Origin of the sequence: Flavobacterium tegetincola DSM 22377, assembly GCF_000425485.1 — a bacterium.
Classification (GTDB): Bacteria; Bacteroidota; Bacteroidia; order Flavobacteriales; family Flavobacteriaceae; genus Flavobacterium; species Flavobacterium tegetincola.
The window spans coordinates 119,758-142,457 of the sequence record NZ_AUDN01000007.1 but is presented as its reverse complement, the minus strand read 5'-3'; the positions used below and the strand labels follow the sequence as shown (position 1 = coordinate 142,457).

Below are 22,700 nucleotides of genomic sequence, written 5' to 3'. Positions count from 1 at the left end.
TACGAAAGGTTTAGTTATCATTTAAAATACTAAAGATGATAAAAGTATCGGTACTGTATCCAAACGGAAAAGACGTTCAATTTGATGCAACGTATTACAAAGAAAGTCATTTACCAATGATTGTCAAAGCTGTTGGAACAGCCTTGAAAGGAATAGAATTAGACTTAGGTATAGGAAGTAGAATTCCTGGTCAACCTGCACCTTACGTCGCTATTGCACATTTAAAATTTGACGATATTGCTTCTTTTCAAGCATCTTTCGGCCCACATGCCGAAATGTTTGCCGCAGATATTGTAAATTACAGCAACGTAAAAGGTGAACTACAAATTAGTGAACTTATAGAACTTTAAAGAGATGAAAGAGAAATTAAAAATAGATATTGTATCTGACGTAGTTTGTCCATGGTGTACCATTGGCTACAAACGCTTAGAGCAAGCGATTTCGGAACTTGGTGTTGAAGACCAAATCGAACTGGAGTGGCAGCCGTTTGAACTGAATCCAAAAATGCCTGTTGAAGGTCAAAATATTACCGAACACATTGCGGAAAAATACGGCTCAACAGTAGAACAGCAAAAGGAATCGCAAGAGCGAATGGCAGATGCTGGAAAAGAGCTTGGTTTTACCTTCGATTATTTTGACGATATGAGAATGGTAAACACTTTTGACGCACATGTTTTATTAGAATATGCGAAAAAATTTGGTAAACAAACCGAATTAAAAATGCGTTTAACAGCTTCCTTTTTTAGTGAAAGAAAAGATGTTTCTAAAAGAGACATTCTAAAACAAGCCTTATCAGAGGTAGGTTTAAATGTACAAGAAGGAATGGACCTACTGGATAATCCAGAAGCGAGGGAAGAGGTTAAAAAAGCCGAAAATTTCTGGCAAAGTATGGGTGTGAGTTCTGTTCCAACCATTGTTTTTAATCGAAAAAGCGCACTTACTGGAGCACAACCGGTAGCCGTTTTCAAACAAGCGTTGACTGAATTATTAGCTGAAAATGAATAAAGACGTACAGCTTACAATTCGATGAAAATCGTTTTTAAATCGTACCAAATCACTAGTTTGAATTAAAACCAATACCTTTTCTGTATTGGTTTTATCTATTAATAGTAACAATACTGTCAGGAAATACGCTTGTTATCGTCTAGTAGTGTAAAGCGTATAATTGTTAAACCTATTGCTATCAATTGCCAAAATTTATGTGTACCGTTAGTTTTATTCCAATCCACAAAGGAGTTCTTTTCACCTCAAACAGAGATGAAAATAGCCACCGTCCCACTACTCCACCTGAAATCTATGCAGAGAATGAAATGCAATTAGTGTTTCCGAAGGACGAAAAGGCAGGCGGTTCCTGGATCGTAGCACGAAATGATGGAACGTGCATTGTATTGTTAAACGGCGCTTTTATCAAACATCAACGTCAATTGCACTACCGGAAAAGTCGGGGTTTAATTATGTTGGAGCTCATCAGACAAAAATTTCCTTTAACTTACTTTCAGACGATAGATCTACAAGACATTGAGCCTTTTACATTGATCATTTTTCAAAATGAGCGATTAACAGAAGTAAAGTGGGACGGCTTTGAAAAGCACGAGTTTGACAAATCAATTACTAAACCACATATTTGGCAATCAGCCTCGCTCTATTCTCGAAAGCAGAAAAACTATAGAAAACTTTGGTTTGAAGAATTTTGCAGGTACAATACCCCTCTTTCTAGTGAAAAAATACTTCATTTTCATTCGTCCACAGAAGAAAAAAATGCAGAATATGGATTGATAATCAACCGTAAAGACACTATTAAAACCGTGAGTATTACACAATTATTGATAAAAAACTGTGCGATTAAAATGACCTATAAAGACTTAATAAACAGCGATTTTACAGAAAAAACGCTAACATAAATAGAGCAAAATGCAGTATTATAAGAGACGTTTATTCCATTATTAATGCATTAGAATTACATGAAATTACTACGTAAATATGCACCTAAAGATCGCCCACTACTTTTAGGAATGGGTATTAGCTTAATGGGTTCACTTCCCTTGGGATACATCAACGTCATTAGTTTGCAAGTTTTGACTGAACAAGGGAAATGGGCTTCGCTTTTTTTTATTGCTGGAATAATCACGATTCAATTTTTCGTTCTAAATTTTGTTAGTAAAATGGCATTGTGGCTTGTCAATCAGAAAAAACTTCTAACAGCGATTGATTTATTTACGTTCGTTTTTCTACTATTTGTTGGGATTTATTTCTTAACTGATACAATAAATAATAACAAATCCTCCACTCTTTCTGATTTCAAATTGGCACAATATCCATTCTTTCTTGCGGTATTTTTAAATGGACTTAACTTCATCCAATGGCCTTACTGGGCCGGAATTTACAGTTATCTTTTTAGGTCAGAAATACTACTAAAAACCAAGAAAAGTAACACGAGATTTATCTTTGGTGCAGTGCTAGGAACTACGTTAGGAATGCTGTTTTTTGCTCATGTTGGGAACTTCATTCTGATGAGTAGCAAGATAAATTTGAGTAACTTTATGAATCTATTCTTCAGTGTGCTTTTCTTAACCTTAGCTTTAGTTAAAGCAATTAAAATAACTGTTAAACTGAATTTTACATCCAACAGAAGAGTTGTTTAATTTCTTTAGTAAAGTAAAATAAATTTTTATTGTAGCACTTATTTATCCAGTAATATAACCAGCATACTATTATTTTCTATTTAAAAAAAAGAACGTTTTATAACTACAGATTACAGCCTATAATTTCATAATCTGAAAAATACCATGTCAAAATGGAAAGGTAATTATTCCATCTAAATCGGATCATTGTTTATAAAAATTTTGCTCTTTAATAAACTTTTTTTAGCTAATACGTCCATTATAATTCTCAAATAAACCTTAATTTTTTTATTGAAATTTAGAATACCTTTTTTTAATAAGTAACTTTACAAGTATGAAGAAAAAACTTTTTTTGACCACCCTATCTCTTTTGATAATTGGTAGTGTTTCGGCCTATTACCAACTCAATTCTGTTCCTCTAGTAAAAATGGAATTCAAGGGAATGAATTTGGTAGCACCAATTAAAGGGCTAAAAAGTAGTACGTTCGATGAGTTAAAAGCACAGCATGTCAATTCCGTTTCTTTAATTCCCTATGCCTTTGTAGATGTTGAAAACGCAGCAGTTCGCTACAACAATAAGAGGCAATGGTGGGGCGAAAGAACTGAGGGAATTCTGGCAAGTACGCGTTTAGCTCATGGGCAGAAAATGACGGTAATGCTAAAACCTCATTTATGGGTCAATCATAATTTTTATACCGGAAATTTAGACTTTGCCTCAGATTTAGATTGGCAAAAATGGGAAGCAGATTACGAAGAATACATTCTAATTTATGCTAAATTGGCCCAAAAAGAACAAATTGAACTTTTCTGTTTTGGAACTGAACTGGGAAATGCAGTTGCCAAACGCCCAGAGTATTGGATGCAACTGATTGCCAAAATAAAGAAAGTGTATAACGGGAAACTAACTTATGCCGCAAATTGGGATGATTTTGATAAAGTCCCATTTTGGAACGAACTGGATTACATAGGGATTGATGCGTATTTTCCTTTATCTGAGGCTGCAAATCCCACCGTTGATGAATTAACTCTAGCTTGGAAAAAGCACATTGATAAGATAGAGGCTACTCAAAAAAAATTCAATAAAAAAATTATGTTCACTGAGTTTGGATACCGAAACGCAGACTTTGCTGCAGAAGAGCCTTGGACGGAACATAAAAACAACAAAAATAATCAGGCTCAAGTAAATGCTTACGAAGCTTTATTTCGAGTCTTGACTACTAAAGATTGGTTTGTAGGTGGTTTTGCATGGAAATGGTATGCCGATGACTACCATCGAGAGGAAAAAAATAGCGTAGACTACACACCTCAAGATAAACCTGCATTGGAAACCATTCGAAATTGGTACAAATAATTTAAATTTTATAGAATGATGACTCAAAAAAAACCGGTACTCGTTTTTGATGTAAACGAAACTTTATTGGACATGACACCATTAAAAAAAGCCATCAATTTACTACTAAATCAAGAACAAGGTTTTCGGATTTGGTTCGGAATGTTGCTGCATTATTCAACAGTTTCTAATGAAATTGAGCAATACCATGATTTCACAACCATTGCTGCAACAACACTTCAAATGGCGGCAACATCACTTGATGTAAACGTTAGTGAAGCACAAATTAAAGAAACATTAGCTATAATCACCTCTTTACAAACATATCCCGACGTTGCAAAAGGTTTGCACCTTTTAAAAGAAAATGGTTTCCGATTGATTACTTTGACAAATTCGCCCGACGGAGCATTGCAAAAACAGTTGGAAAATTCTAATTTGACGCACTATTTCGAACAAGCGTTAAGTATTGATACCGTTAGAAAATACAAACCCGCGAAAGAAACCTACCATTGGGCAGCCAAAAAACTAGCTGTAGCTCCTGAAGAAATGATGCTTATTGCAGCACACGGTTGGGATATTGCAGGAGCTTCTCATGCGGGTTTGGCAACTGGTTTCATCGCTCGTGAAGGACAGTCACTCTACAATTTAGCTCGCAATCCTGATTATGTAGCTAAAGATATTTTGGAAATGGCACATCTTTTAGTGGCACATTACCAATAATAAAAATAGAGTACAAAAAAAGAGCGTTATTGTCAATGCAACAAACGCTCTTTTTTGAATGAGTAAATAAGTTAAACTATTTTGCTTCTTGGAATAACATAGATGCTGAATTCATACAATATCGCAATCCTGTAGGACTTGGACCGTCGTCAAATAAATGCCCCAAATGCCCATCGCAACGAGCACAAACAATTTCTCCGCGAACCATTCCTAAGCTTTTGTCCACCACTTCCTTTACTCTATTTTCGTCGATGACATCGTAGAAACTTGGCCACCCTGTACCTGAATCAAATTTTGTCTTCGATGAGAATAAAGGCAATTTACACGCTGCACAAAAGTAATTTCCTTTTTTATGATTGTCATCAAATTTGTTGTCATAAGGACGTTCAGTGCCTTTTTCTCTCAAAATCGCATATTGACTGGAGGTAAGTTCTTTTTTCCATTCTTCCTCAGTTTTGACTACTTTTTTAAGCGAAATATCAGTCAGTGATAATTTCGGTTGCTCTTGTGTGATCACGTCTGATTCCGCAAGGTAATCAGTATTTTTAGCGGCGTCTTTACAAGCTGTAAAACTGAATCCCGCCAGAAAAATAAGCGCTATTTGTGTATATAATTTCATAATTTTTAAGAATTAGGTTTTAATTTTCCTTTGTAGTTCTTTTTAAATGCATTGTATCTTGGTATAGAAACCCCTCTAACATAGGACTGATTGGGATTATTTTTTACGTAATCTTGGTGGTACGCTTCTGCTTCGTAAAAATCAGATACTGGTTTTACTTCGGTAACAATCGGTCTCGAAAAAACTTTATTTGCAGTAAGCTCCTTAATTTTATCTTCAATTATTTTTTTCTCTGCAGCATCGTTATAAAATGCAATAGAACGATACGACGAACCTTTATCTGGTCCTTGCTGATTTGGGGTCGTTGGGTCTTGTGATGCAAAAAAAACAGTAACCAACTCTTTATAGGAAACCACTTTTGGATCGTAAAAAACAGCAATGGACTCAGCATGACCTGTCCTGTTTGTTCCCACTTGTTCGTAAGATGGATTTTTTAAAGTGCCGCCAGAATACCCAGAAACAGCTTCCTTCACTCCTACTACTGCTTCAAAAACATGTTCGGTACACCAAAAACAACCGGATGCAAAAACAGCAACTGCTTGACCATTTTTCGGCGTTAATGACAGCTTTTCTGTTTGTGCATTACAGCTTAATACGGTAAATAAAACAATGATATAACTTACTACTTTCATCTAATTAAATTTAAAATTATTGATTCAACTCTTTAAAAAAGTCTTTTTATAAATATACGCTTCCTTTCCCATTGTGGATTGCAAACAAAGCCTAAATTTTTGTTAGTTCTTCACGCTTAAAGTCTCCAAAATTTTCTCCTCAAAACCTTGCAACGCCTGAATTGCATAATCCACTTTTTTCTTCGTTTTAAATTTGTATGAAACCTCTAGAAAATTTTTATAAGGAGTGTCGGGCTGCACTTCCAAAGCGTCGTTCTTCTTGTAAGTTACTTTTATGGGAATATTTTTATGGTAGGTAAAATACTCGGGATGGGTAATCACCCCTAACGTAGAACAATCAAAAGGAATAAAACCATGTACACCAAAAAACTGCTCGTTTTGCTTCATCCAAGGTTGTACGATATCAAAAAGCCACTTATCCGCTTCTTCATTTAAGTCCAAACTTGCAAAATCAATGTTACCAATATGGGTATAAGAACTAGGTTCATACCCTGCAAAAACAAGTGGAATGGACGAATTTAAAATCACATCCATCGATTTTGTATCCAACTCATAATTATAATCAAAAACATTCAACTTTCCATTTCCTGGATTAAAAGGCAAGCCTGGTGTTCGTGCCGCACAAATAGATATTTTATCTATCTGACTGATAATATCGGGATGATTTTGAATTAAAGTAGCAATATTCGTCATCGGTCCCAAAGCCAAAATCGTTAGCTTTTCTTTCTTCAATGCAGCATACAAAGCTCTAGTCGCGTCATTTTCTACTCCCAAATCATTTGCTTCTGGCGAACCTTTATACACGGGAATTGCCGGACCTTCATAATGCCAATCCATAATTTTATGAATCACGTCGTAGCTGTAATCCACATAAGTAATGGAACTTATTCCCACAATTTCAATCTGTGGTTGCTTTAAAGCCATGATTAATGTGATACCATCATCCACCTCTCTTGGCGTTTTGTCTGGCATTCCAATCATCAAATCGGTATCAAACCAAACTTTCGTTTGTGCCTGCATTCCCGTCGCAAATAATACGGTAAAAAATAAAAGTATATTTTTCATTGTTATTGTTTTAAAATTAAATCTCGAGCAAAAACTAGTAAACTGCTCTTCGTTTGTATATCCATTTTTAAAGGCAATTGTGCGAGCCCAATCAGCCTTCTAATGATTTCCGTTCCAATAAAACCATCTAGTATATTTTTATTCAATTGGTCCAAATGCGAATAATTTTCCTTGACAAAAGAAATAGCAGCTTCGCCTTGTTCCGTTATATACAAATGCGCTAAAAAAACCCCTAAATCAAATTCGCGAAGCCCATAAAAACAAAACTCGGGGTCAATTAATTTCATCCCTTTCGTTGTATTTAGCCAACTCCCAGGATAATAATCGCCATGCAATAAATATTTACCTTTGGACAAATAGAGGGTTCCCAATTGCTCTACTTTTCGCTTTAAAATAGTATCTTTTTTATACGGAATAGCTAAATCCTGCAACCCCTTTTGAACGGTATCCAAATCAAATCCATTGTCAATTCTAAAAGGATATTCAAAAATATGTTCATAGTTCAAACGCCGCATTTCGGTATTCATCAACTCTTCATCCACCACTGTTTTCTCAAAACTATGATGTAAATTATTTAAATAATGCACCAATTGTTCCAACTCTAGGTCGGTCATTTTTTGTTCTAAATCATACAAAATAGTATAGTCGTTGGACGGACCTAAATCTTCCAAGGCAATCAAATTATTTTCGGCATCAATACCTAAAATCGAAGGCATAACCGACTGTATTTCTTTCACGGTTGCAATTTTACTATAAAAAGCACCTTCCGTAAGCACTCTTTTTTCTGGTGCCGCAATTTGAGGGTACTTCTCTACATAATCCCTAGATTGCTTAATTATAAAACTTCGGTTAGAAGTTCTAATTCGCAAAACACAATTCATATTTCCATCACCAGGAACAGAAATTTCAACTACTTCTTCCTCTGGTGCCAACCAGTTTTTTTGGTATAAATAAGCAGTCAATTCTTCCAACTTATTTGCATTTAATATAAACATACTTTTATTTTTTAAATTAGGGCGTTACCCAAAAGGGTCGGGCTATTCGCTGTATCTTTTGCTCCGTAAACTCCACAAAAGGATGCCGCTTCTATCCCTAACGCAAATTCTATTTTCACTGAAAATCTTCCACCAATTGAAAATTTCGCATCTTCAAATTTTTAAAACAAATAACGAACTCCAAACTGAAACTGTCTCGGTGGCGATGCATTTCGTTGAGTAAACAAGCCACTTGCGGCAGAACCTCCTTGAATTTGGTTACTTTGTGTGGCATTATTACTGTAACCGCTCAAATTTTCGGCATTGAAAACGTTAAAGACATCTGCTCTAAACTCAATCTTTGTATTTTCTGAAATCTCAAACTGATGCTGCAATCCTACATCAAAAGTTGTACTCCAGGGCAAACGGTCGCTGTTTCTACTTTCTCCTGGAAAACGATCGCTATTTCCTTGGTATGCATCACTAAATCCAGAACCATCTCCATTTAAATCCGTAGTTCCAAAACCAATGGGAATTCGATTAATCGGTTGGCCACTTTGTAATAATCCAGCTAGCGTTAAAGTTGTACCTTCAAAAGGATAATAACTGTAAATTCCATTAATATTATGGGTTCTATCGTTTAAGGATGGCCCCCACTCGTTACCATAATTATTGCCGTCCATAGCTCTAAAATTGATATCTTCGGTATCATTTTCCAGCGAAGATAAAGTATAATTCAAGCGATACGAATATACGTCAGTCCCTCGGGATTTCTGATAATTCAAACTCAAAGCATAATACCTCGATTTCCCTTCTGTTTCACTCATAATTACATTTCGTGCTACACCAGTAATGGTTTGTCCGTCTATAGTTGCTGTACCATTTACAATTGGAACCGGACGTGTCGCATCTGCTTCTTCTTGTGTTCGAACCACCACATTATTGGGGTCAACCGTATATTCTGCTGCAGCATTTAAGTTGCGCAAACGAAATAAATTTTCACCACGATTGTGCACCACATCTGCATAAAACAATTTATTTTCATCCACTTGCAATTGATATCCCATGGAAAACTGGTGTGAATAGGGATTATCGTAACCGTTTGGATTTAAAATACGTCGTTCATTAGAGAAAGCACCTTCCCGTTGACCTTGCAATTGATCACTCGTAGGTCCTTCTAAATACGTCACACTTGCCAAATTTGCAGAAATATTTCCATTAAAAGTAACGGCATCCAAATTGGTATCTGCTGGTAAAATCCCTAAATCAATAAAAGCTTGCAACTGGGTTTTATAATCTGCCGAAGTCGTGTTTTGCTGCAAAGCATCGCTGTAAACACTGTAATTAATCTTGTCGTATGCAATTCCGTAGCCTCCACGAAGACTGCTGTTATTGGTCAGTTTGTAGTTAAAATTAAATCGGGGAGCCAAATTATTGTAATCGCCTTCCGTAGCTCCACCTTTGGACAAATTATCATAATCATAGCGCAAACCAAGTGTAATATTCAATTTATCTGTAATCGACCATAAATCTTCCACATAAGCCGAATAAATATCTTGGTGTGTTCCAAAAGAGGCAGGTCGTAACTCCACGTTATAATTCACCACCGAAACCTCCGACGGGATATCGTTAATGGACAAATTACTTCCAATTCCACTTGCATTAATAGCGTCTATTTGAGGTTGCGATAATTTTACCGTGTAATTTCCATTTGGATTTCCACCGCCAAAAAGCTCATGTTCTCCTCGAATATAATTCAGTCCAAATTTAAAAGTATGATTGTCCAGGTAATACTTGAATTTCTGTTGCAATTGAACCGTATTTTCAATGGTATTAAAATAAAAACCAGGATGTCCTAAAATTGCTAAAGTTTCATCGTTGGTTCCCAATACGGTAACTTGCGGGTCGTTTGCATTTAATGGATTGGCATAATCCCAGTTAAAACGACTGTATTGAATATTGGTTTCTCCGCTTAATTTTCCAAAACTATACGAATTTTTCAAAGCCACTAGAATGCTGTTGCGTTGTTGCGTACTTGCAGAGGAAGGAAAAGCCGAACCACCATCCAGTCCGCCACCTTGTTTTTCAATTTCTACCATTCCAACATTCGCACGAAGCGAACTTCTAAAGTTCTTAGTCCAAATTTGGTCTACTTTTGTCGAAAAATAATTAAAAGTATTCGTACCACGAACTGTTTCATTGACTCCTAAAGCAGGCACATTTAATAAATTGTCTTTCACATCAGTGGTGTGTTCCAAATTGATGTAATAAAACGTTTTATCTTTTACAAAAGCGCCACCAATTCCGCCACCCGCGTGGTACCGAGCAAAACCATCTTTGACTTGATTTCCAGACAAATCCCGTTGTGCAAAAGAAGAAGTTCCATCTATTGAAGGACCTGGTCTAGTGATGAAAAAAGCTTCTCCCGTAAGAATATTCGAACCTGATTTAGGTGTAATATCGACAATTCCGCTTCCTGTTAATCCATATTCTGCTGAAAAATTACTGGTCAAAACCGTAATATCTTTAACAAAACCAGAAGGAATAGCAAACTTTTGACCACCCAAAAAGCGTTCGTTGTTATCCATGCCGTCAATTAAGTAGGAAGTGAATAAACCATTGGCACCGTTAATACTTACGTTTGGAGCTTCTGGATAAAAACCCGTAGCTTGAGAAACATTGGGCAAACGATACAAAACGCGTGTAATATCCCGACCTTCTACTGGAATTTCCTGAATTTCAGCTGCTTTCAATTCTGAAGAAACCTCTGCATCACGTTGATTAATTTTGGAGGTAGACCGAAAGCTAACTTGCACTTCCTGTAATTGTTGTTCTCCCCTACTTCTAAGCAATAAAGTTACAGTTCCATTTTGATTGGAACGAACGCTTATAAATGCAGAAGATTCTGCCTCAAATTCCAATGTGGCTTCCGAGCGAACTTGGTAACCGTCTAATGCTTCTAAATTTCGAAAAATAACTTTTCCTTGGTCGTTAGAAAATTGAACCGACTGGAAATTTCTGTCTTTATTTTCTAAGGTAAGTGAAAAATTTGCTACTGGTTTATTAGTAGAGGCATCCAAAACAGACACCGTTAAATCTTGTTGAGCCCATACCGATGCAGCCATAAGCAGTAAAGTCCAAATGTAAATTGACTTCATAATAATGTAAGTGTATTTGATAATAAAAAGTTTAGTAAGACGAGTTACCGTACCGGAGAACCTTTATTATAATACGAAAAAGGATGGGTATTGGATGAAAATGAAACTTGTAAGTCAAAAGTATCTATACAATTTTTAAGAAACGAAAGAAGTACGTTTCTAATTACTTCAGAAAAAGAGAGTGCCTCAAGTGCTTTTTTGAAAGCTGCCTCTGTATTAAAATCATTTAAAGAGGGTAAAAAGGAGATTGGTTGGTTTTGATACAAATCTTGTAAATCTGCAAAAACACGATTCGTTTGCCACGCTAGATTTTTAAAGTTATTAGCGTCAAAATGCTTCTTGTTGACTCCAATTAAGTAGGCTCCACCGCTATAATCTGCACCTAAAACCAAGCTATTGCTCTGTAATTCTTGCATCGCTTGAATTAGATGTTTCGGTTTTAAGGCGATACAATCGTTTCCTACAACAATTACTTTTTCAAAGCCTTTCTCAAAAAGACCTTCAATAGCATGGTTCAACTTGTCGCCAAAATGAGCACCAACCTGATTGGTTTCGTTGGAAGTAAAATAAGGTAATTTGGTTTTCTGAATCGTCTTTAGCACCCGACTGTTCATTTTCTTCCATAATAAAACGTTTTGCTTGGCTGAATAAGCAATTGGTTTTAAAGCACTTTCCACTTCTTCGCTTTGGGCAAAGAGCAGTACTGCCGTTTTTGGAATCCTTTTTTTCGGGTTATTCATATAGAGAGAGACGCACGTAATGGTGATTCCTGACACATTTTTAAAAATAATTAATTATTTTAAAACTTGATTAAGAGAAGATGATTTTGTTGCCAGTAAAATTTATATAAACTTACACATTTAAACGTCATTTAATTAAAAAACTGATCTATAATGTTGGCACTACATTTTAAAAAAATTGTCCCTGTTTGTTCCGGAGATTATTGTCATGTAAACCACTAAAAATCAATATTTATAGTGCTACTTATTTATTTTGAATAAATTGCTTCAGATTAAAATTCCAAAATTTCATCAATCTTAACACCAATTTAGTGCCTTTTTAAATGCAAATCCATTATTTTAGCACACAAATTTAAAAAACACGTATATGAACGATTTAATTGAAAAAATCAACGCAGAATTCGAAACTTTCAAAGCAGAAACTGCATCGCTAATGGACAAAGGAGTTAAAGCTGCTGGACCTAGAGCACGTAAATCAACTCTAGAATTAGAGAAAATGCTAAAAGAATTTAGAAAAGTTTCTGTAGAAGAAGCTAAAAAATAAATTATAGTATAGAAAGCCCTCTGGAAATTTTCTCGAGGGCTTTTTTTATAGAATTTGATTATGTGTAGCATAAGAATTCTGTTTTTTCAAACTTAAAAAGCTACACTACTAGCACGTTTTTACCGCTCCATTAGTCCGCGATCTCTGTTATAAAACTTCAAGACCATAACCAAAATTATTGCGATTGCTATGATTTCTTCCCAATTCATTGTAATCTTCTTTTAATTGTTTTTTTTTGACAAAGATAAATAGCAACTCCATCAGTGCACTTACAGCATTTTTTAAATTTATTGCAGTATTAAGTTGTAAATCAATATACAAATAGTACTTTCCTCGTTTAAATTGAGCTATATATTGATCTTATATAATGCGATACTATTTTCTATAGGTAGGAATGCAACTGTTTTTCGTTGGAATTTATCTTAAAGATTCACGCATTTGAATTGTCATTTTATAGTAGATAAATCTGCAAAATAAAAATTATTTCAAACACGATTTTAGATATTGAAGTTCATTTCAATTAAAAACAAAACCACTTTAGATTTCCACTATCTTTGCACCATTAAATAAGACCATGGCTGCTACCCTACTTTCTTCACCTTTACAAGGATTTACTGATTTCAGATTTCGAAATGCATTCCAGCACTATTTTGGCGGAATTGATACATTTTATTCGCCCTACATTCGGCTTAATGGAAAATTAAAAATAAAGCAGTCGTACGAGAATGATATTTTGCCTGAAAACAATACCACTTTAGAAGTTATTCCGCAAATTATTACCAATGATGCAGAGGAATTTTTATTTGTGGCGAAGTACGTTCAGAGTCTGGGTTACAAAGAATTGAACTGGAATTTAGGTTGTCCGTATCCAATGGTGGCTAAATCTGGGATGGGTTCTGGATTAATTTGCAATACTACCAAAATAAATGATATTTTGCATCGCGCTCACAATGAAACCGACATTTTGGTTTCAATGAAGATGCGAATGGGTTATGATAATCCAACTGAAATTCTGAGTGCCTTTGAAATACTCAACCAATATCCTCTTAAAAATATTGCTATTCATGCCCGAATTGGAAAGCAACTGTACAAAGGTCCAGTAGATTTAGAAGCTTTTGAAAAATGTTTGACTGGAACAAAACATAAATTATATTACAACGGTGACATCACAAGTGTTGCGGCTTTTAAGAAAATTGAGGAACGCTTTCCTTCTATCGATCATTTTATGATTGGTCGAGGTCTGATTGCCGACCCATTTTTACCGAGCATGATTAAGAACAACACTACGGAATATCCGGAAAATCGATGGGCTACTTTTTCTGCATTTCACGATACCATTTACCAACAATACGACGAATATTTGAGCGGTCCAACGCCAATCCAGATGAAGATGCTCGGTTTTTGGGAATTCTTTTCTCAATCAACTTCCAATCCTCATAAAGTGTATAAAGCAATTAAAAAGGCAACAAATGCATTTAAGTACAAACATGCAGTTGCCGAAATTATAAGTGCTGAAATGAAGTTGGAACGATCTGCCAAACGCTTTAGCCTATAAATATATTGCTTAGTTATTGCAATGGAACAACCTTATTTGAAATCAAAATTTAAAATAACATATAGAATTTTATCTTTTGTTATTGTATTAATTCTCTATGGTTTTTGTATCGAACTCTTGTCCAAATATAAAGTTGAAAACCCCATAACTTTATCCTTTCTTATCAGTGGAATAGCGCTTCTTGTCTTGTCTTGTTATTTGCTGTTTCAACTTTTAACTGTATTTTCAGTCACTTTTTACAGCAATCGCATTGAATTAATTCAAGCTTTTGGTTTACGCAGAAAAACGATTTCTTTAACGCAAATTGATAGTTGGATCATTCGAAAAAAGAAGAGTAAATATGGTGATTATGAAATTTTGTATCTTGTTTTATCAGACCAAAGCGTATTGAAATTTAGTAGTTATTTATATACTAACTTTCATTTAATAAGTAGTAAGCTCAAAAATAACAAAGCTCAAAACAGCTTTCTGCGGAATCAGTGGAACCAAAAAGAACAAAAGTGGTTTACTTTTTTCTGTATTGCAATTGGTTTTCTATTTCTAGGGATTGCTTTGAATTCGTTTCAAGATGAGCAGATAACTAGAGTTGAAATCTCAACTTTAAATGGTCATTTGCTGGAGAATATAGAAGTTAAAAAATCCAGACGTTCAAGATCCTTCGTGTTAAAACTCGAGGAATATCCTGACTATGAATTTAAAATTGGTTCATTAATTTTACGAGAAACTGCAAGTGGTAACTTGATGAATGATTTTCAAAAGGGAGATCAAATCAAATTTGCAATTGAAAGAAAAGAGTACGAGAAGAAAATCTTAAAAACGAGCGCGTTGAGTTCTTGGGACTATATATTTCATTATCATTCTATTTCTATTATTGAAATTGCTGAAGTTGATTTTGTTTATCTGTCGCTCGAAAATTACAATAAAGCAATCAACAGCAATAATGTTGGAATCACGCTTTTCTTTGGTGCATTTGGAGTAATGTTCCTTGCTTTTAGCTTTGTACGATTAAGAAAAAAAGCAGTTAAGTCTTCACGATCAAAAAAACGATTTCGAAAATTATAATTAGTAAAGGATTCTTGGATTGCCAACTTTAAATCCTATTAATGAAAAGTGCTCGTACTTATTAATTCAAATCCGTCCATTCATACAGATTAGAGTTGTTTATAGACTTTCGTCAAAGAAAATTCTTTGTACAAATTAATCATGGCTGAAATGAATACATTATTGTCCTTCAAAGATAATTAAGACATTTGAAATAACAAGACCTTTGTAAAAAAAAGAACTGATGGACAAGGGTCTACTTACTGTTTCCCTCCTTTTACTTATTACCGTGGCAAATCCTTTAACAGCAAAGGCACAACAAAAGCAGAAGGTTTCATTAGCACAAGCACTTGAGCTTGCTGCAAAAAATAATTTGGAAATTGCTAAAGCAAAAGTACAATACAACCGCTCTGAAGAAGAGTATAAAGAAGAAAAGGAACAGCGAATTCCCGACGTGAGTTTTCACGGTTCTTACGGAAGAATGAGCGACCTTACCGAATACAAATCGGGATTGAAAGACCGTCAAGTAACCGCTATGTTTCCTGATTTGGCGGATGCCACACTTACAGCAACACTTCCATTGTACAACGGGAACCGCATCAATAACAGTATTAAAAAAGCAAAAGAGTCTGAAGCTTTAGCAGAAATTACTATTGAGAAAAAAACAAATGATATTCAAATTGAAGTCATCGCTGATTATCTTGGTATTTATAAATTAATGAAAGTGCAGCAAATTTTAATTGCCAACTGCCGCGAAGAGGAAGACCGATTAAAAGAAGTAAAAGCATTCAAAAAACACGGTACGGTAACGAATAACGAGGTATTGCGTATCGAACTTCAGTTATCCAATAGAGAATTGCAATTGCTTTCCAACAAACGAAGCATCAGTATTGGTTTGCATCACTTGAAGACGATTTTGAATTTACATGAACACGACAGTTTAGAATTAGACACTTTAAACGTATTAAAAGAACGAAAAGTGGTCGCTGACTATGAATTCTACCAGAATGCAGCTTTGCACAAAGACGAAATGCGAATGGCAAAAGGGAATGAAAACATCAGCATGCTGGAACAAAAAATGGTAAAAGGCAATTATTATCCGAAAATAAATTTCTATTCTTCATTTGGCTATAACTATCCCAATTACTTGTTTTTTCCTCCAAATCCAAATATTTATAGTTTAGGAAAAGTGGGCGTCGAAGCTATTTTTAGTTTAAGTGGATTGTGCAAAAACAAAACAAAAATGGCTATAGCACGGCAAAAACACGAAGAAGTGCTGCTCGATACCGCTTTACTTTCTGAAAAAGTATCAAATCAGTTGTTTGCACAATATACCCGTTACCAAGAAGTATTGGACAAAATTCCTGTGAACCAAAAAGCAGTTCGTCAAGCTACTGAAAATTACCGAATAGTGCGATTGAAATATCAAAATCAGTTGGCTTTAATGACCGATATGCTTGATGCCGATACCGCATTACTTGATGCGCAATACGACCGTATTTCGACACAAATTGACGCATTGATGCATTATTATGAGTTACAATATGCCGCAGGACTTCTTCAATCTAAATAGTTTAATTCAATGACAACTTCAAAAAGACACAAAAGGTTCCACACCTTCTTTACCATATTGGCCTTCTCTATTTCTGCCGTGGCCATTTTTATGGTCATCTGGTTTCTTGTAGTTTATAACAACAACGAGGAAACCAATGATGCACAAGTAGACCAGTATGTAACGCCAATTGCCACACGAATTTCAGGTTACATTGCCGAAGTACGTTTCGAAGAAAATCAGTTCGTCAATAAAGGCGATACTTTAATTATCATTGACGACCGAGAATACCAAGCAATTTTAGACATGTCTGAAGCCGATTTACATAATGCTACACAAAGCAGCAGTCTTGCTCAAAATAATGTAGCAACAGTAAAAAGTGATATTGCCGTGCAGAAATCACAATTACAAGCAGCAAAATCAAGTCTGTGGCAAACCCAACAAGAGTATAAACGATTTCAAGCTTTATATGATGAAGAAGCGGCAACAAAACAGCAATTAGAACTGATGCAACACCATTATGAAGCCGCTTTAGCACATTACGAAGAAGTAAATAACAGTGTAAAATCAACGGTTTTGAGTACTGCAGAAGCGGTTTCCAAAGTGCCGTTAACCCAATCAAATATTGACGCTAAAAAAGCAAATGCTGCAAAAGCTGCCCTGTATCTTTCCTATACAGTAATAACTGCACCATACGATGGATGGATTGGCAAACGGATCATTCAACCGGGTCAATTAATAAAAGAAGGACAAACATTGTGCTCAATTGTGAGTAAAGAAAAATGGGTAACTGCTAATTTCAAAGAAACTCAAATTGGACACATAAAGGTTGGTCAAGAAGTTACATTTGAAGCGGATGCGGGAGACGGCACTGAATTTAAAGGTATCGTAACTTCATTTTCGCCGGCAAGTGGTTCGCGTTTTTCGCTTTTACCACCAGATAACGCTACAGGAAACTTTGTAAAAATTGAACAACGAATTCCAATTCGAATTCAATTGAAAGATTCAGAAGAAAAAACAAAACTATTGAGAGCCGGAATGAGTGTAACTGTAACTGCACCACACGAGAACTAATGTCAGAAAATGTATTTCGAACATGGATGCCCGATTGGGCAATAAAAGCCGTTCTTATTTTTTGTATGCTCCATTCAATGGTTCTATTGGGATTGTACACGTCTAATTTAACGTATGCCGCTAGTTATTTAGATATAGAAATAGAGGATTTGCAATATGCCATGAGCATTACTTACGGTACTTTTCTAGCTACAATATTAATTGAAAGCCGCATCTTTAGATTTTTTCCACCGCGAAATTATTTCATTGCGATTTACTTATTGGCGGCTTGTACATTTATTATTTCTGCTTATACGCGCCATTTTATCCCCTTTCTATTGCTGCGGATGATGGAAGGAGTTTTAATGGCTCTACCTTGGATTCCGTTGCGAATTCTACTTTTGACGCGTTTTAAATCTAAAAATGCCACAATTACGGTGTTCTCATTGACCTACGGTGCGTTATTAGTAGCAACGCCTTTCATTGTGAACATAGCCGTTTGGTTGTTAGAAAATTACAACTGGAAGTTCATGGCGTATGGTTCTGCTTTCTTTCAGTTTCTATGCGTGAGTTTAGTAATGCTGACCTTCAATGGAAATCGCTTTCAGAAGAAAATGCCGCTCTATCAAATTGATTGGTCCAGTTTTATATTGGTTTTGGCGGCAATTCTTTCGGGGTCTTTTGTGCTCGTTTACGGTCAGAAAAAATACTGGTTCGAATCGGAATTGATTATTTGGACCACAACAATTGCCTTATTTACCTCCGGATTATTTATTGTTAGACAACTGATTGCCAAACGACCATGTTTCAACTTAAGAGTTTTTCGCTATTCAAATTTAAGAACGGGACTCTTATTATTTCTATTATTCTATGTTTCTAGAGCTACCTTGAATATAATCCACAATACAATGAGCGTCAATTGGAATTGGGAACCCGTTCGAGTTGCGCAGTTTCAATATTTCAACGCTACCGGAAATTTAATTGGCGTATTATTAGCAGCCATCCTATTGTCTAAAACAGTGCCAACAAAATACATCTTTATCCTAGGATTTAGCTTAATGGCAATTTATCATCTTTGGTTTACCTTCCTCTTTGTCCCTGACGTTGCGTATTATGACATACTAATACCCTATATTTTACAAGGTGTTGCCGTTGGAGTTTTGTTTGTACCGTTAGTGCTTTTTACAGTGTCGTCGGTTCCGAATGAATTGGCTCCATTTTCAGGAACTGTCGGTGTTGGCGGTCGTTTTTGGGGAAGCACCATTGGTTTTTCAATCATGCAAAATGCACAAGTTTACTTCCAACAAGAGCACTTCACACACTTCCGACAAACTATTATCCCGGAAGACCCTCAAGTTCAAACTCAATTGTCTGACTACGCAAGCAAATTCTTAAACAATGGTTTTTCTATGGACGATGCCAATAAGCTCGCTTTAAAACAATTAGTAACAAACGCCAGTAAACAATCAGCACTATTAACCAATATGGAAATATTTACTGCTGTTGGTGTTGGGTTGTTAGCACTAGTCCTGTTTATAACCGTAAACCGTCATTTGAAACAAACCTTTGATATATTTCGAAATAAAAACTGGGGCTCGTAATGTAATGCAAAGCTTCTTGTGGTATTAAGTTACAGTATTATAATTAAAAATATAAGGGTTTTAGCCTTAGGTTGTAGCACATTTCTCAGCCTACAATTTTAGCACGCGCTTTTGTTTACAACCATCTTTTGATAGTTTAACAATAAAATGCTAACTTGCACACGTGCTAGCAATTATTTCATCCTATTGATTGTTAACAAATTAACTCCGCTGTTTTAGTTTAAACGGCTTTTGCAAACTGGTCTGCCTCGCTTTTTAAGCCGATATAAGACAACATATCTAGAAAATATTTTTATGTTTAAAACTACTTTGAACAAAGGTATATTTGTACCAAGTATGGTATTTATATGCCTTGTTTCCTTCCTATCAGTCGTTTACCCTACAATAGCAGATGATTTACTGAACGGTATTAAGAATTTTATATTTGTAAATCTAAATTGGGTGTATGTATGGTCAGTTACCTCTTTTGTGGTATTTCTATTTTACCTTTTGTTCAGTAAATACGGTACTATTAGATTAGGGGATAATGAAAGTCGGCCCGAACACAGCTTCTTCTCATGGATTGCCATGTTATTTTCAGCAGGAATGGGAATCGGCTTGATGTATTTTGGCGTCGCCGAGCCCATGCAGCATTACTCCTCCGGAGTTTTTGGCGTAAACGAATATGTAAATCAAGCCAAAAATGCGCAACTCTACTCGTTTTTTCACTGGGGAATTCACGCCTGGGCCATTTACGGACTAGTCGGACTTTCGCTGTCTTACTTTGCATACCGTTTTAAGCTGCCGTTGTCGCTGCGAAGTTGTTTTTATCCTTTGCTAAAAGAAAAAACGAATGGCAAATGGGGAAATATGATTGATGTATTCGCTTTATGCAGCACTTTTTTCGGGATTACCACTACTTTAGGTTTTGGAGTGGTACAAATAAATTCAGGACTTCAAATCTTAAATATTGTTCCAGACACCAGTTTTGTGTACCAAATTATGATCGTTGTTGTTCTAGTATCTTTGGCTATCGCATCTGCACTTACAGGAGTGGATAAAGGGATTAAATTGTTAAGTAACATTAATGTTTTATTGGTGATATTACTACTTTTATTTGTACTTACATTAGGACCTACTGTATTCTTAATTGGCAGTTTTACAGAAGGATTGGGGAATTACATCAACAATTTCTTTAACCTGACCTTTGGAACGCACGTGTACGATAATGAAACGCTGCCATGGTTTTACGATTGGACTATTCTGTATTGGGCTTGGTGGATTTCGTGGTCTCCTTATGTAGGTCTTTTTATTGCAAAAATATCCAAGGGTCGCACCATACGAGAATTTATTGTGGCAGTATTGGTCATTCCAACTTTATTTAATTTCATTTGGATGACTGTTTTTGGAAACAGCGCCATTTGGTTTGATATGAATATCGGAGAAGGAGCCCTTAGTGCCGTATCAAATAATCCGGACGCGCTAATGTTTCGCTTTTTAGAGTATTTACCCTTCTCTACTATTTCTAGTTTCATGACCATACTTATTGTAATCATCTTTTTTGTTACTTCCGCCGATTCTGGGATTTTTGTCATGAATGGTATCGCGACAAAAAATGCTGAAAAATCGCCAAAATGGCAAACTATCCTTTGGGGAACCCTACTCGCTGTCCTGTCACTATTACTGCTAAATGCAGGCGGATTAAAAGCACTTCAAAGTATGACGTTGATTACTGCCTTACCTTTTGCTATAATAATGATTTTATTCATTGTAAGCTTATTAAAAGGCTTAAGTATCGATCAATCGTATTACGACCGAAACTTCTCAAAAACAACTGTCCCTTGGTCGGGCAGGTTGTGGAAAGACCGATTGAAACAAATTGTAGCTACAAAAGACCGCACATCTGTGGATTTATTTCTTAAAAATGTGGTACAAGAGGCTTTTTCAGAATTACAAGCGGAATTTTTAAAAAACGGAATCGATTCAAGCATCAACTTAAGTGAAAATCCAAGCAAAATAGAGCTCGAAATAAAGTACGATGTAATCAATAATTTTATTTACGGAGTGGAAACCAGCTCCAAGAAAGTATCCAACTATTTGATTGACGAGAACAATCTGCCAGACATTCACGCAAAAGGAACGTTCTTTCCTAAAGCCTATTTCGGTGATACTCGTGAAAGTTATGACATTCAGTATTTCACCAAAAATGAATTGATATCGGATGTATTAAAGCATTACGACCGCTTCCTGGATATAGTCTCAGAGGAACGGAACGAAATGTTTATAAGTAGTGACTCTAATGATAAATAGTATTTTAAATACTGCAAAACTACCCATTTTCATTTAGATGAAATGAAAAAACCTAAGTCAGAATAAATTTTGACTTAGGTTTTTTTGAATGCCATTCTATTAATAGGATGCGAAGTACTATAAATTATTTATATTCGACTACGAATTCACTAGTCGGAATTCTCACTTTTTTCATTGGAGCAATCCAATCTTGAGGAGCGTCAGCATAACCCACATACATTAGAGAAACGCTTTTCAGACCCAATTTATCTAGTTCTAAAATTTCATCTACTACGCTGTTATCAAATCCTTCAACAGGTGTAGAATCTACCTTTAATTCCGCTGCTTGACCAAGAGCTAAACCTAAAGCAATATACGTTTGTCTGGCAATGTGTGCAAAATTTTCCGCAGCAGGTTGAGCCAAATAAATTTCTTTCAATTTATCGGTATAGCTGCCAAAACGACCTCTCTCTAAACCACGTTCATCCGTTGTAAAATCGTACACTTTATCAATTCGATCCGCAGTATAACGATCCCATCCTGCAAAAATAATCACGTGAGAACAATCCCTCATGCATTCTGGATTTAAAGCACCTTTTACTAATTTTTCTTTTAATTCTTGATTTTCTACAACTAGTACTTTGAACGGTTGCAATCCTGAAGAAGTTGGAGCCAAACGTGCTGCTTCAACAATTTTATCAATATCTTCTTTGCTTACTTTTTTAGTAGAATCGTATGCTTTTACGGCGTGTCTCCAGTTTAAATCTTGTATTAAAGCCATCTTTATTTTATTTTATCTATTATTAGTTATTTGAAACCGTCAATTTCACGGGCATATTTCCTCTTGTCGCATTTGAATACGGACAAACTTGGTGTGCTTTCTCAATCAGCGACTGAGCTTCTTCTATTGATACACCAGGAATGTTAGCATGCAATTCTGCTTCTAATCCAAAACCTCCTGCATCATTCTGACCAATACTGACCTGTGCCGTAACGGTTGTTTCTCCTGTTTTTATATTTTCATTTTTAATTACCAAATTTAAAGCGCTGTCAAAACAAGCGGAATATCCAGCGGCAAAAAGCATTTCGGGATTGGCAAAATCATCATTTGCACCACCTAAACCTTTTGGTAATTTTACAGCTAAATCAAGTATGCCATTTTCACTTTTTACTTGACCGTTTCTGCCACCTGTTGCAGTAGCTTTTGTTGTATACAATGTCTTCATC

At 35.6% G+C, this 22,700-nt stretch carries 21 protein-coding genes; 13 read left to right on the top strand and 8 right to left on the bottom strand.

Going from position 1 to position 22,700, the window contains the following annotated elements; translation table 11 throughout:
• Nucleotides 1-35 precede the first annotated feature (35 nt).
• From H602_RS0100725 to H602_RS0100700, 6 genes are all read left to right on the top strand, one after another.
• Nucleotides 36-350 (top strand): EthD family reductase, encoded by a 315-nt coding sequence (locus H602_RS0100725; RefSeq protein ID WP_026976289.1) that lies wholly within the window; start codon nucleotides 36-38, stop codon nucleotides 348-350.
• Between the two features lie 4 nt (nucleotides 351-354).
• Nucleotides 355-1,005, top strand: a complete 651-nt coding sequence (locus tag H602_RS0100720; RefSeq protein WP_026976288.1) for a DsbA family oxidoreductase — start codon at nucleotides 355-357, stop codon at nucleotides 1,003-1,005.
• Nucleotides 1,006-1,199: 194 nt separating this feature from the next.
• Nucleotides 1,200-1,901, top strand: coding sequence for an NRDE family protein (locus tag H602_RS0100715; RefSeq protein WP_026976287.1), 702 nt, complete (start codon nucleotides 1,200-1,202; stop codon nucleotides 1,899-1,901).
• Nucleotides 1,902-1,961: 60 nt separating this feature from the next.
• A complete protein-coding gene (locus H602_RS0100710; protein ID WP_026976286.1) occupies nucleotides 1,962-2,642 on the top strand; it encodes a hypothetical protein in 681 nt (226 codons plus the stop codon).
• Between the two features lie 313 nt (nucleotides 2,643-2,955).
• A complete protein-coding gene (locus tag H602_RS0100705; RefSeq protein WP_026976285.1) occupies nucleotides 2,956-3,972 on the top strand; it encodes a glycoside hydrolase family 113 in 1,017 nt (338 codons plus the stop codon).
• A gap of 15 nt (nucleotides 3,973-3,987) precedes the next feature.
• Nucleotides 3,988-4,671 carry a haloacid dehalogenase type II gene (locus tag H602_RS0100700; RefSeq protein WP_051224076.1) on the top strand — a complete coding sequence of 228 codons (684 nt, stop codon included), beginning with the start codon at nucleotides 3,988-3,990 and terminating at the stop codon, nucleotides 4,669-4,671.
• Nucleotides 4,672-4,747: 76 nt separating this feature from the next.
• Here H602_RS0100700 and msrB read toward each other — a convergent pair whose 3' ends face one another.
• The 6 genes from msrB to H602_RS0100670 all read right to left on the bottom strand — a co-directional run bounded on the left by msrB (nucleotide 4,748) and on the right by H602_RS0100670 (nucleotide 11,859).
• The gene (gene msrB / locus H602_RS17925) at nucleotides 4,748-5,290 is read right to left on the bottom strand and encodes a peptide-methionine (R)-S-oxide reductase MsrB (protein WP_026976283.1); all 543 of its coding nucleotides are present in this window, start codon (nucleotides 5,288-5,290) and stop codon (nucleotides 4,748-4,750) included.
• Nucleotides 5,291-5,295: 5 nt separating this feature from the next.
• Nucleotides 5,296-5,922, bottom strand: coding sequence for a peptide-methionine (S)-S-oxide reductase MsrA (gene msrA / locus H602_RS0100690; RefSeq protein WP_026976282.1), 627 nt, complete (start codon nucleotides 5,920-5,922; stop codon nucleotides 5,296-5,298).
• A gap of 102 nt (nucleotides 5,923-6,024) precedes the next feature.
• Entirely contained in the window at nucleotides 6,025-6,987 is a 963-nt protein-coding gene (locus H602_RS0100685) for a nucleoside hydrolase (protein WP_026976281.1), read from the bottom strand.
• A 2-nt stretch (nucleotides 6,988-6,989) separates the two neighbouring features.
• Complete coding sequence (locus H602_RS0100680; RefSeq protein ID WP_026976280.1) at nucleotides 6,990-7,982, bottom strand: phosphotransferase; 993 nt, start codon at nucleotides 7,980-7,982, stop codon at nucleotides 6,990-6,992.
• 161 nt (nucleotides 7,983-8,143) lie between these two features.
• Entirely contained in the window at nucleotides 8,144-11,119 is a 2,976-nt protein-coding gene (locus H602_RS0100675) for a TonB-dependent receptor plug domain-containing protein (RefSeq protein ID WP_026976279.1), read from the bottom strand.
• A gap of 44 nt (nucleotides 11,120-11,163) precedes the next feature.
• A complete protein-coding gene (locus H602_RS0100670) occupies nucleotides 11,164-11,859 on the bottom strand; it encodes a TIGR04282 family arsenosugar biosynthesis glycosyltransferase (RefSeq protein WP_026976278.1) in 696 nt (231 codons plus the stop codon).
• Nucleotides 11,860-12,226: 367 nt separating this feature from the next.
• Here H602_RS0100670 and H602_RS0100665 point away from each other — a divergent pair, with 367 nt between their 5' ends.
• The 7 genes from H602_RS0100665 to H602_RS0100630 all read left to right on the top strand — a co-directional run bounded on the left by H602_RS0100665 (nucleotide 12,227) and on the right by H602_RS0100630 (nucleotide 21,494).
• Entirely contained in the window at nucleotides 12,227-12,403 is a 177-nt protein-coding gene (locus tag H602_RS0100665) for a histone H1 (protein ID WP_026976277.1), read from the top strand.
• Nucleotides 12,404-12,977: 574 nt separating this feature from the next.
• Nucleotides 12,978-13,958, top strand: coding sequence for a tRNA dihydrouridine synthase (locus tag H602_RS0100655; RefSeq protein ID WP_026976276.1), 981 nt, complete (start codon nucleotides 12,978-12,980; stop codon nucleotides 13,956-13,958).
• Between the two features lie 117 nt (nucleotides 13,959-14,075).
• On the top strand, nucleotides 14,076-15,020 hold the full coding sequence (locus tag H602_RS0100650; RefSeq protein WP_157504796.1) for a hypothetical protein: 945 nt from the start codon (nucleotides 14,076-14,078) through the stop codon (nucleotides 15,018-15,020).
• Nucleotides 15,021-15,243: 223 nt separating this feature from the next.
• Nucleotides 15,244-16,572, top strand: a complete 1,329-nt coding sequence (locus H602_RS0100645; RefSeq protein WP_035758619.1) for a TolC family protein — start codon at nucleotides 15,244-15,246, stop codon at nucleotides 16,570-16,572.
• Nucleotides 16,573-16,581: 9 nt separating this feature from the next.
• Nucleotides 16,582-17,625 carry an HlyD family secretion protein gene (locus tag H602_RS0100640; RefSeq protein ID WP_026976273.1) on the top strand — a complete coding sequence of 348 codons (1,044 nt, stop codon included), beginning with the start codon at nucleotides 16,582-16,584 and terminating at the stop codon, nucleotides 17,623-17,625.
• Nucleotides 17,625-19,205, top strand: coding sequence for an efflux MFS transporter permease (locus tag H602_RS0100635; protein ID WP_026976272.1), 1,581 nt, complete (start codon nucleotides 17,625-17,627; stop codon nucleotides 19,203-19,205). Before H602_RS0100640 ends, H602_RS0100635 begins: the two co-directional genes overlap by 1 nt.
• A 294-nt stretch (nucleotides 19,206-19,499) precedes the next feature.
• Nucleotides 19,500-21,494: a BCCT family transporter gene (locus tag H602_RS0100630; protein WP_035758617.1), complete on the top strand. Its 1,995-nt coding sequence runs from the start codon at nucleotides 19,500-19,502 to the stop codon at nucleotides 21,492-21,494.
• Nucleotides 21,495-21,618: 124 nt separating this feature from the next.
• On the opposite strand, the gene H602_RS0100625 is transcribed toward H602_RS0100630, so the two are convergent.
• A complete protein-coding gene (locus H602_RS0100625; RefSeq protein WP_026976270.1) occupies nucleotides 21,619-22,254 on the bottom strand; it encodes an NAD(P)H-dependent oxidoreductase in 636 nt (211 codons plus the stop codon).
• A 22-nt stretch (nucleotides 22,255-22,276) separates the two neighbouring features.
• Complete coding sequence (locus H602_RS0100620; RefSeq protein ID WP_026976269.1) at nucleotides 22,277-22,699, bottom strand: organic hydroperoxide resistance protein; 423 nt, start codon at nucleotides 22,697-22,699, stop codon at nucleotides 22,277-22,279.
• Nucleotide 22,700 lies beyond the last annotated feature (1 nt).

What these genes read in the sequence shown, in the direction of transcription:
- H602_RS0100725 (WP_026976289.1), top strand. Translation starts at nt 36, where the DNA reads ATGATAAAAGTATCGGTACTGTATCCAAACGGAAAAGACGTTCAATTT.
- H602_RS0100720 (WP_026976288.1), top strand. Translation starts at nt 355, where the DNA reads ATGAAAGAGAAATTAAAAATAGATATTGTATCTGACGTAGTTTGTCCA.
- H602_RS0100715 (WP_026976287.1), top strand. Translation starts at nt 1,200, where the DNA reads ATGTGTACCGTTAGTTTTATTCCAATCCACAAAGGAGTTCTTTTCACC.
- H602_RS0100710 (WP_026976286.1), top strand. Translation starts at nt 1,962, where the DNA reads ATGAAATTACTACGTAAATATGCACCTAAAGATCGCCCACTACTTTTA.
- H602_RS0100705 (WP_026976285.1), top strand. Translation starts at nt 2,956, where the DNA reads ATGAAGAAAAAACTTTTTTTGACCACCCTATCTCTTTTGATAATTGGT.
- H602_RS0100700 (WP_051224076.1), top strand. Translation starts at nt 3,988, where the DNA reads ATGATGACTCAAAAAAAACCGGTACTCGTTTTTGATGTAAACGAAACT.
- msrB (WP_026976283.1), bottom strand. Translation starts at nt 5,290, where the DNA reads ATGAAATTATATACACAAATAGCGCTTATTTTTCTGGCGGGATTCAGT.
- msrA (WP_026976282.1), bottom strand. Translation starts at nt 5,922, where the DNA reads ATGAAAGTAGTAAGTTATATCATTGTTTTATTTACCGTATTAAGCTGT.
- H602_RS0100685 (WP_026976281.1), bottom strand. Translation starts at nt 6,987, where the DNA reads ATGAAAAATATACTTTTATTTTTTACCGTATTATTTGCGACGGGAATG.
- H602_RS0100680 (WP_026976280.1), bottom strand. Translation starts at nt 7,982, where the DNA reads ATGTTTATATTAAATGCAAATAAGTTGGAAGAATTGACTGCTTATTTA.
- H602_RS0100675 (WP_026976279.1), bottom strand. Translation starts at nt 11,119, where the DNA reads ATGAAGTCAATTTACATTTGGACTTTACTGCTTATGGCTGCATCGGTA.
- H602_RS0100670 (WP_026976278.1), bottom strand. Translation starts at nt 11,859, where the DNA reads ATGAATAACCCGAAAAAAAGGATTCCAAAAACGGCAGTACTGCTCTTT.
- H602_RS0100665 (WP_026976277.1), top strand. Translation starts at nt 12,227, where the DNA reads ATGAACGATTTAATTGAAAAAATCAACGCAGAATTCGAAACTTTCAAA.
- H602_RS0100655 (WP_026976276.1), top strand. Translation starts at nt 12,978, where the DNA reads ATGGCTGCTACCCTACTTTCTTCACCTTTACAAGGATTTACTGATTTC.
- H602_RS0100645 (WP_035758619.1), top strand. Translation starts at nt 15,244, where the DNA reads ATGGACAAGGGTCTACTTACTGTTTCCCTCCTTTTACTTATTACCGTG.
- H602_RS0100640 (WP_026976273.1), top strand. Translation starts at nt 16,582, where the DNA reads ATGACAACTTCAAAAAGACACAAAAGGTTCCACACCTTCTTTACCATA.
- H602_RS0100635 (WP_026976272.1), top strand. Translation starts at nt 17,625, where the DNA reads ATGTCAGAAAATGTATTTCGAACATGGATGCCCGATTGGGCAATAAAA.
- H602_RS0100630 (WP_035758617.1), top strand. Translation starts at nt 19,500, where the DNA reads ATGTTTAAAACTACTTTGAACAAAGGTATATTTGTACCAAGTATGGTA.
- H602_RS0100625 (WP_026976270.1), bottom strand. Translation starts at nt 22,254, where the DNA reads ATGGCTTTAATACAAGATTTAAACTGGAGACACGCCGTAAAAGCATAC.
- H602_RS0100620 (WP_026976269.1), bottom strand. Translation starts at nt 22,699, where the DNA reads ATGAAGACATTGTATACAACAAAAGCTACTGCAACAGGTGGCAGAAAC.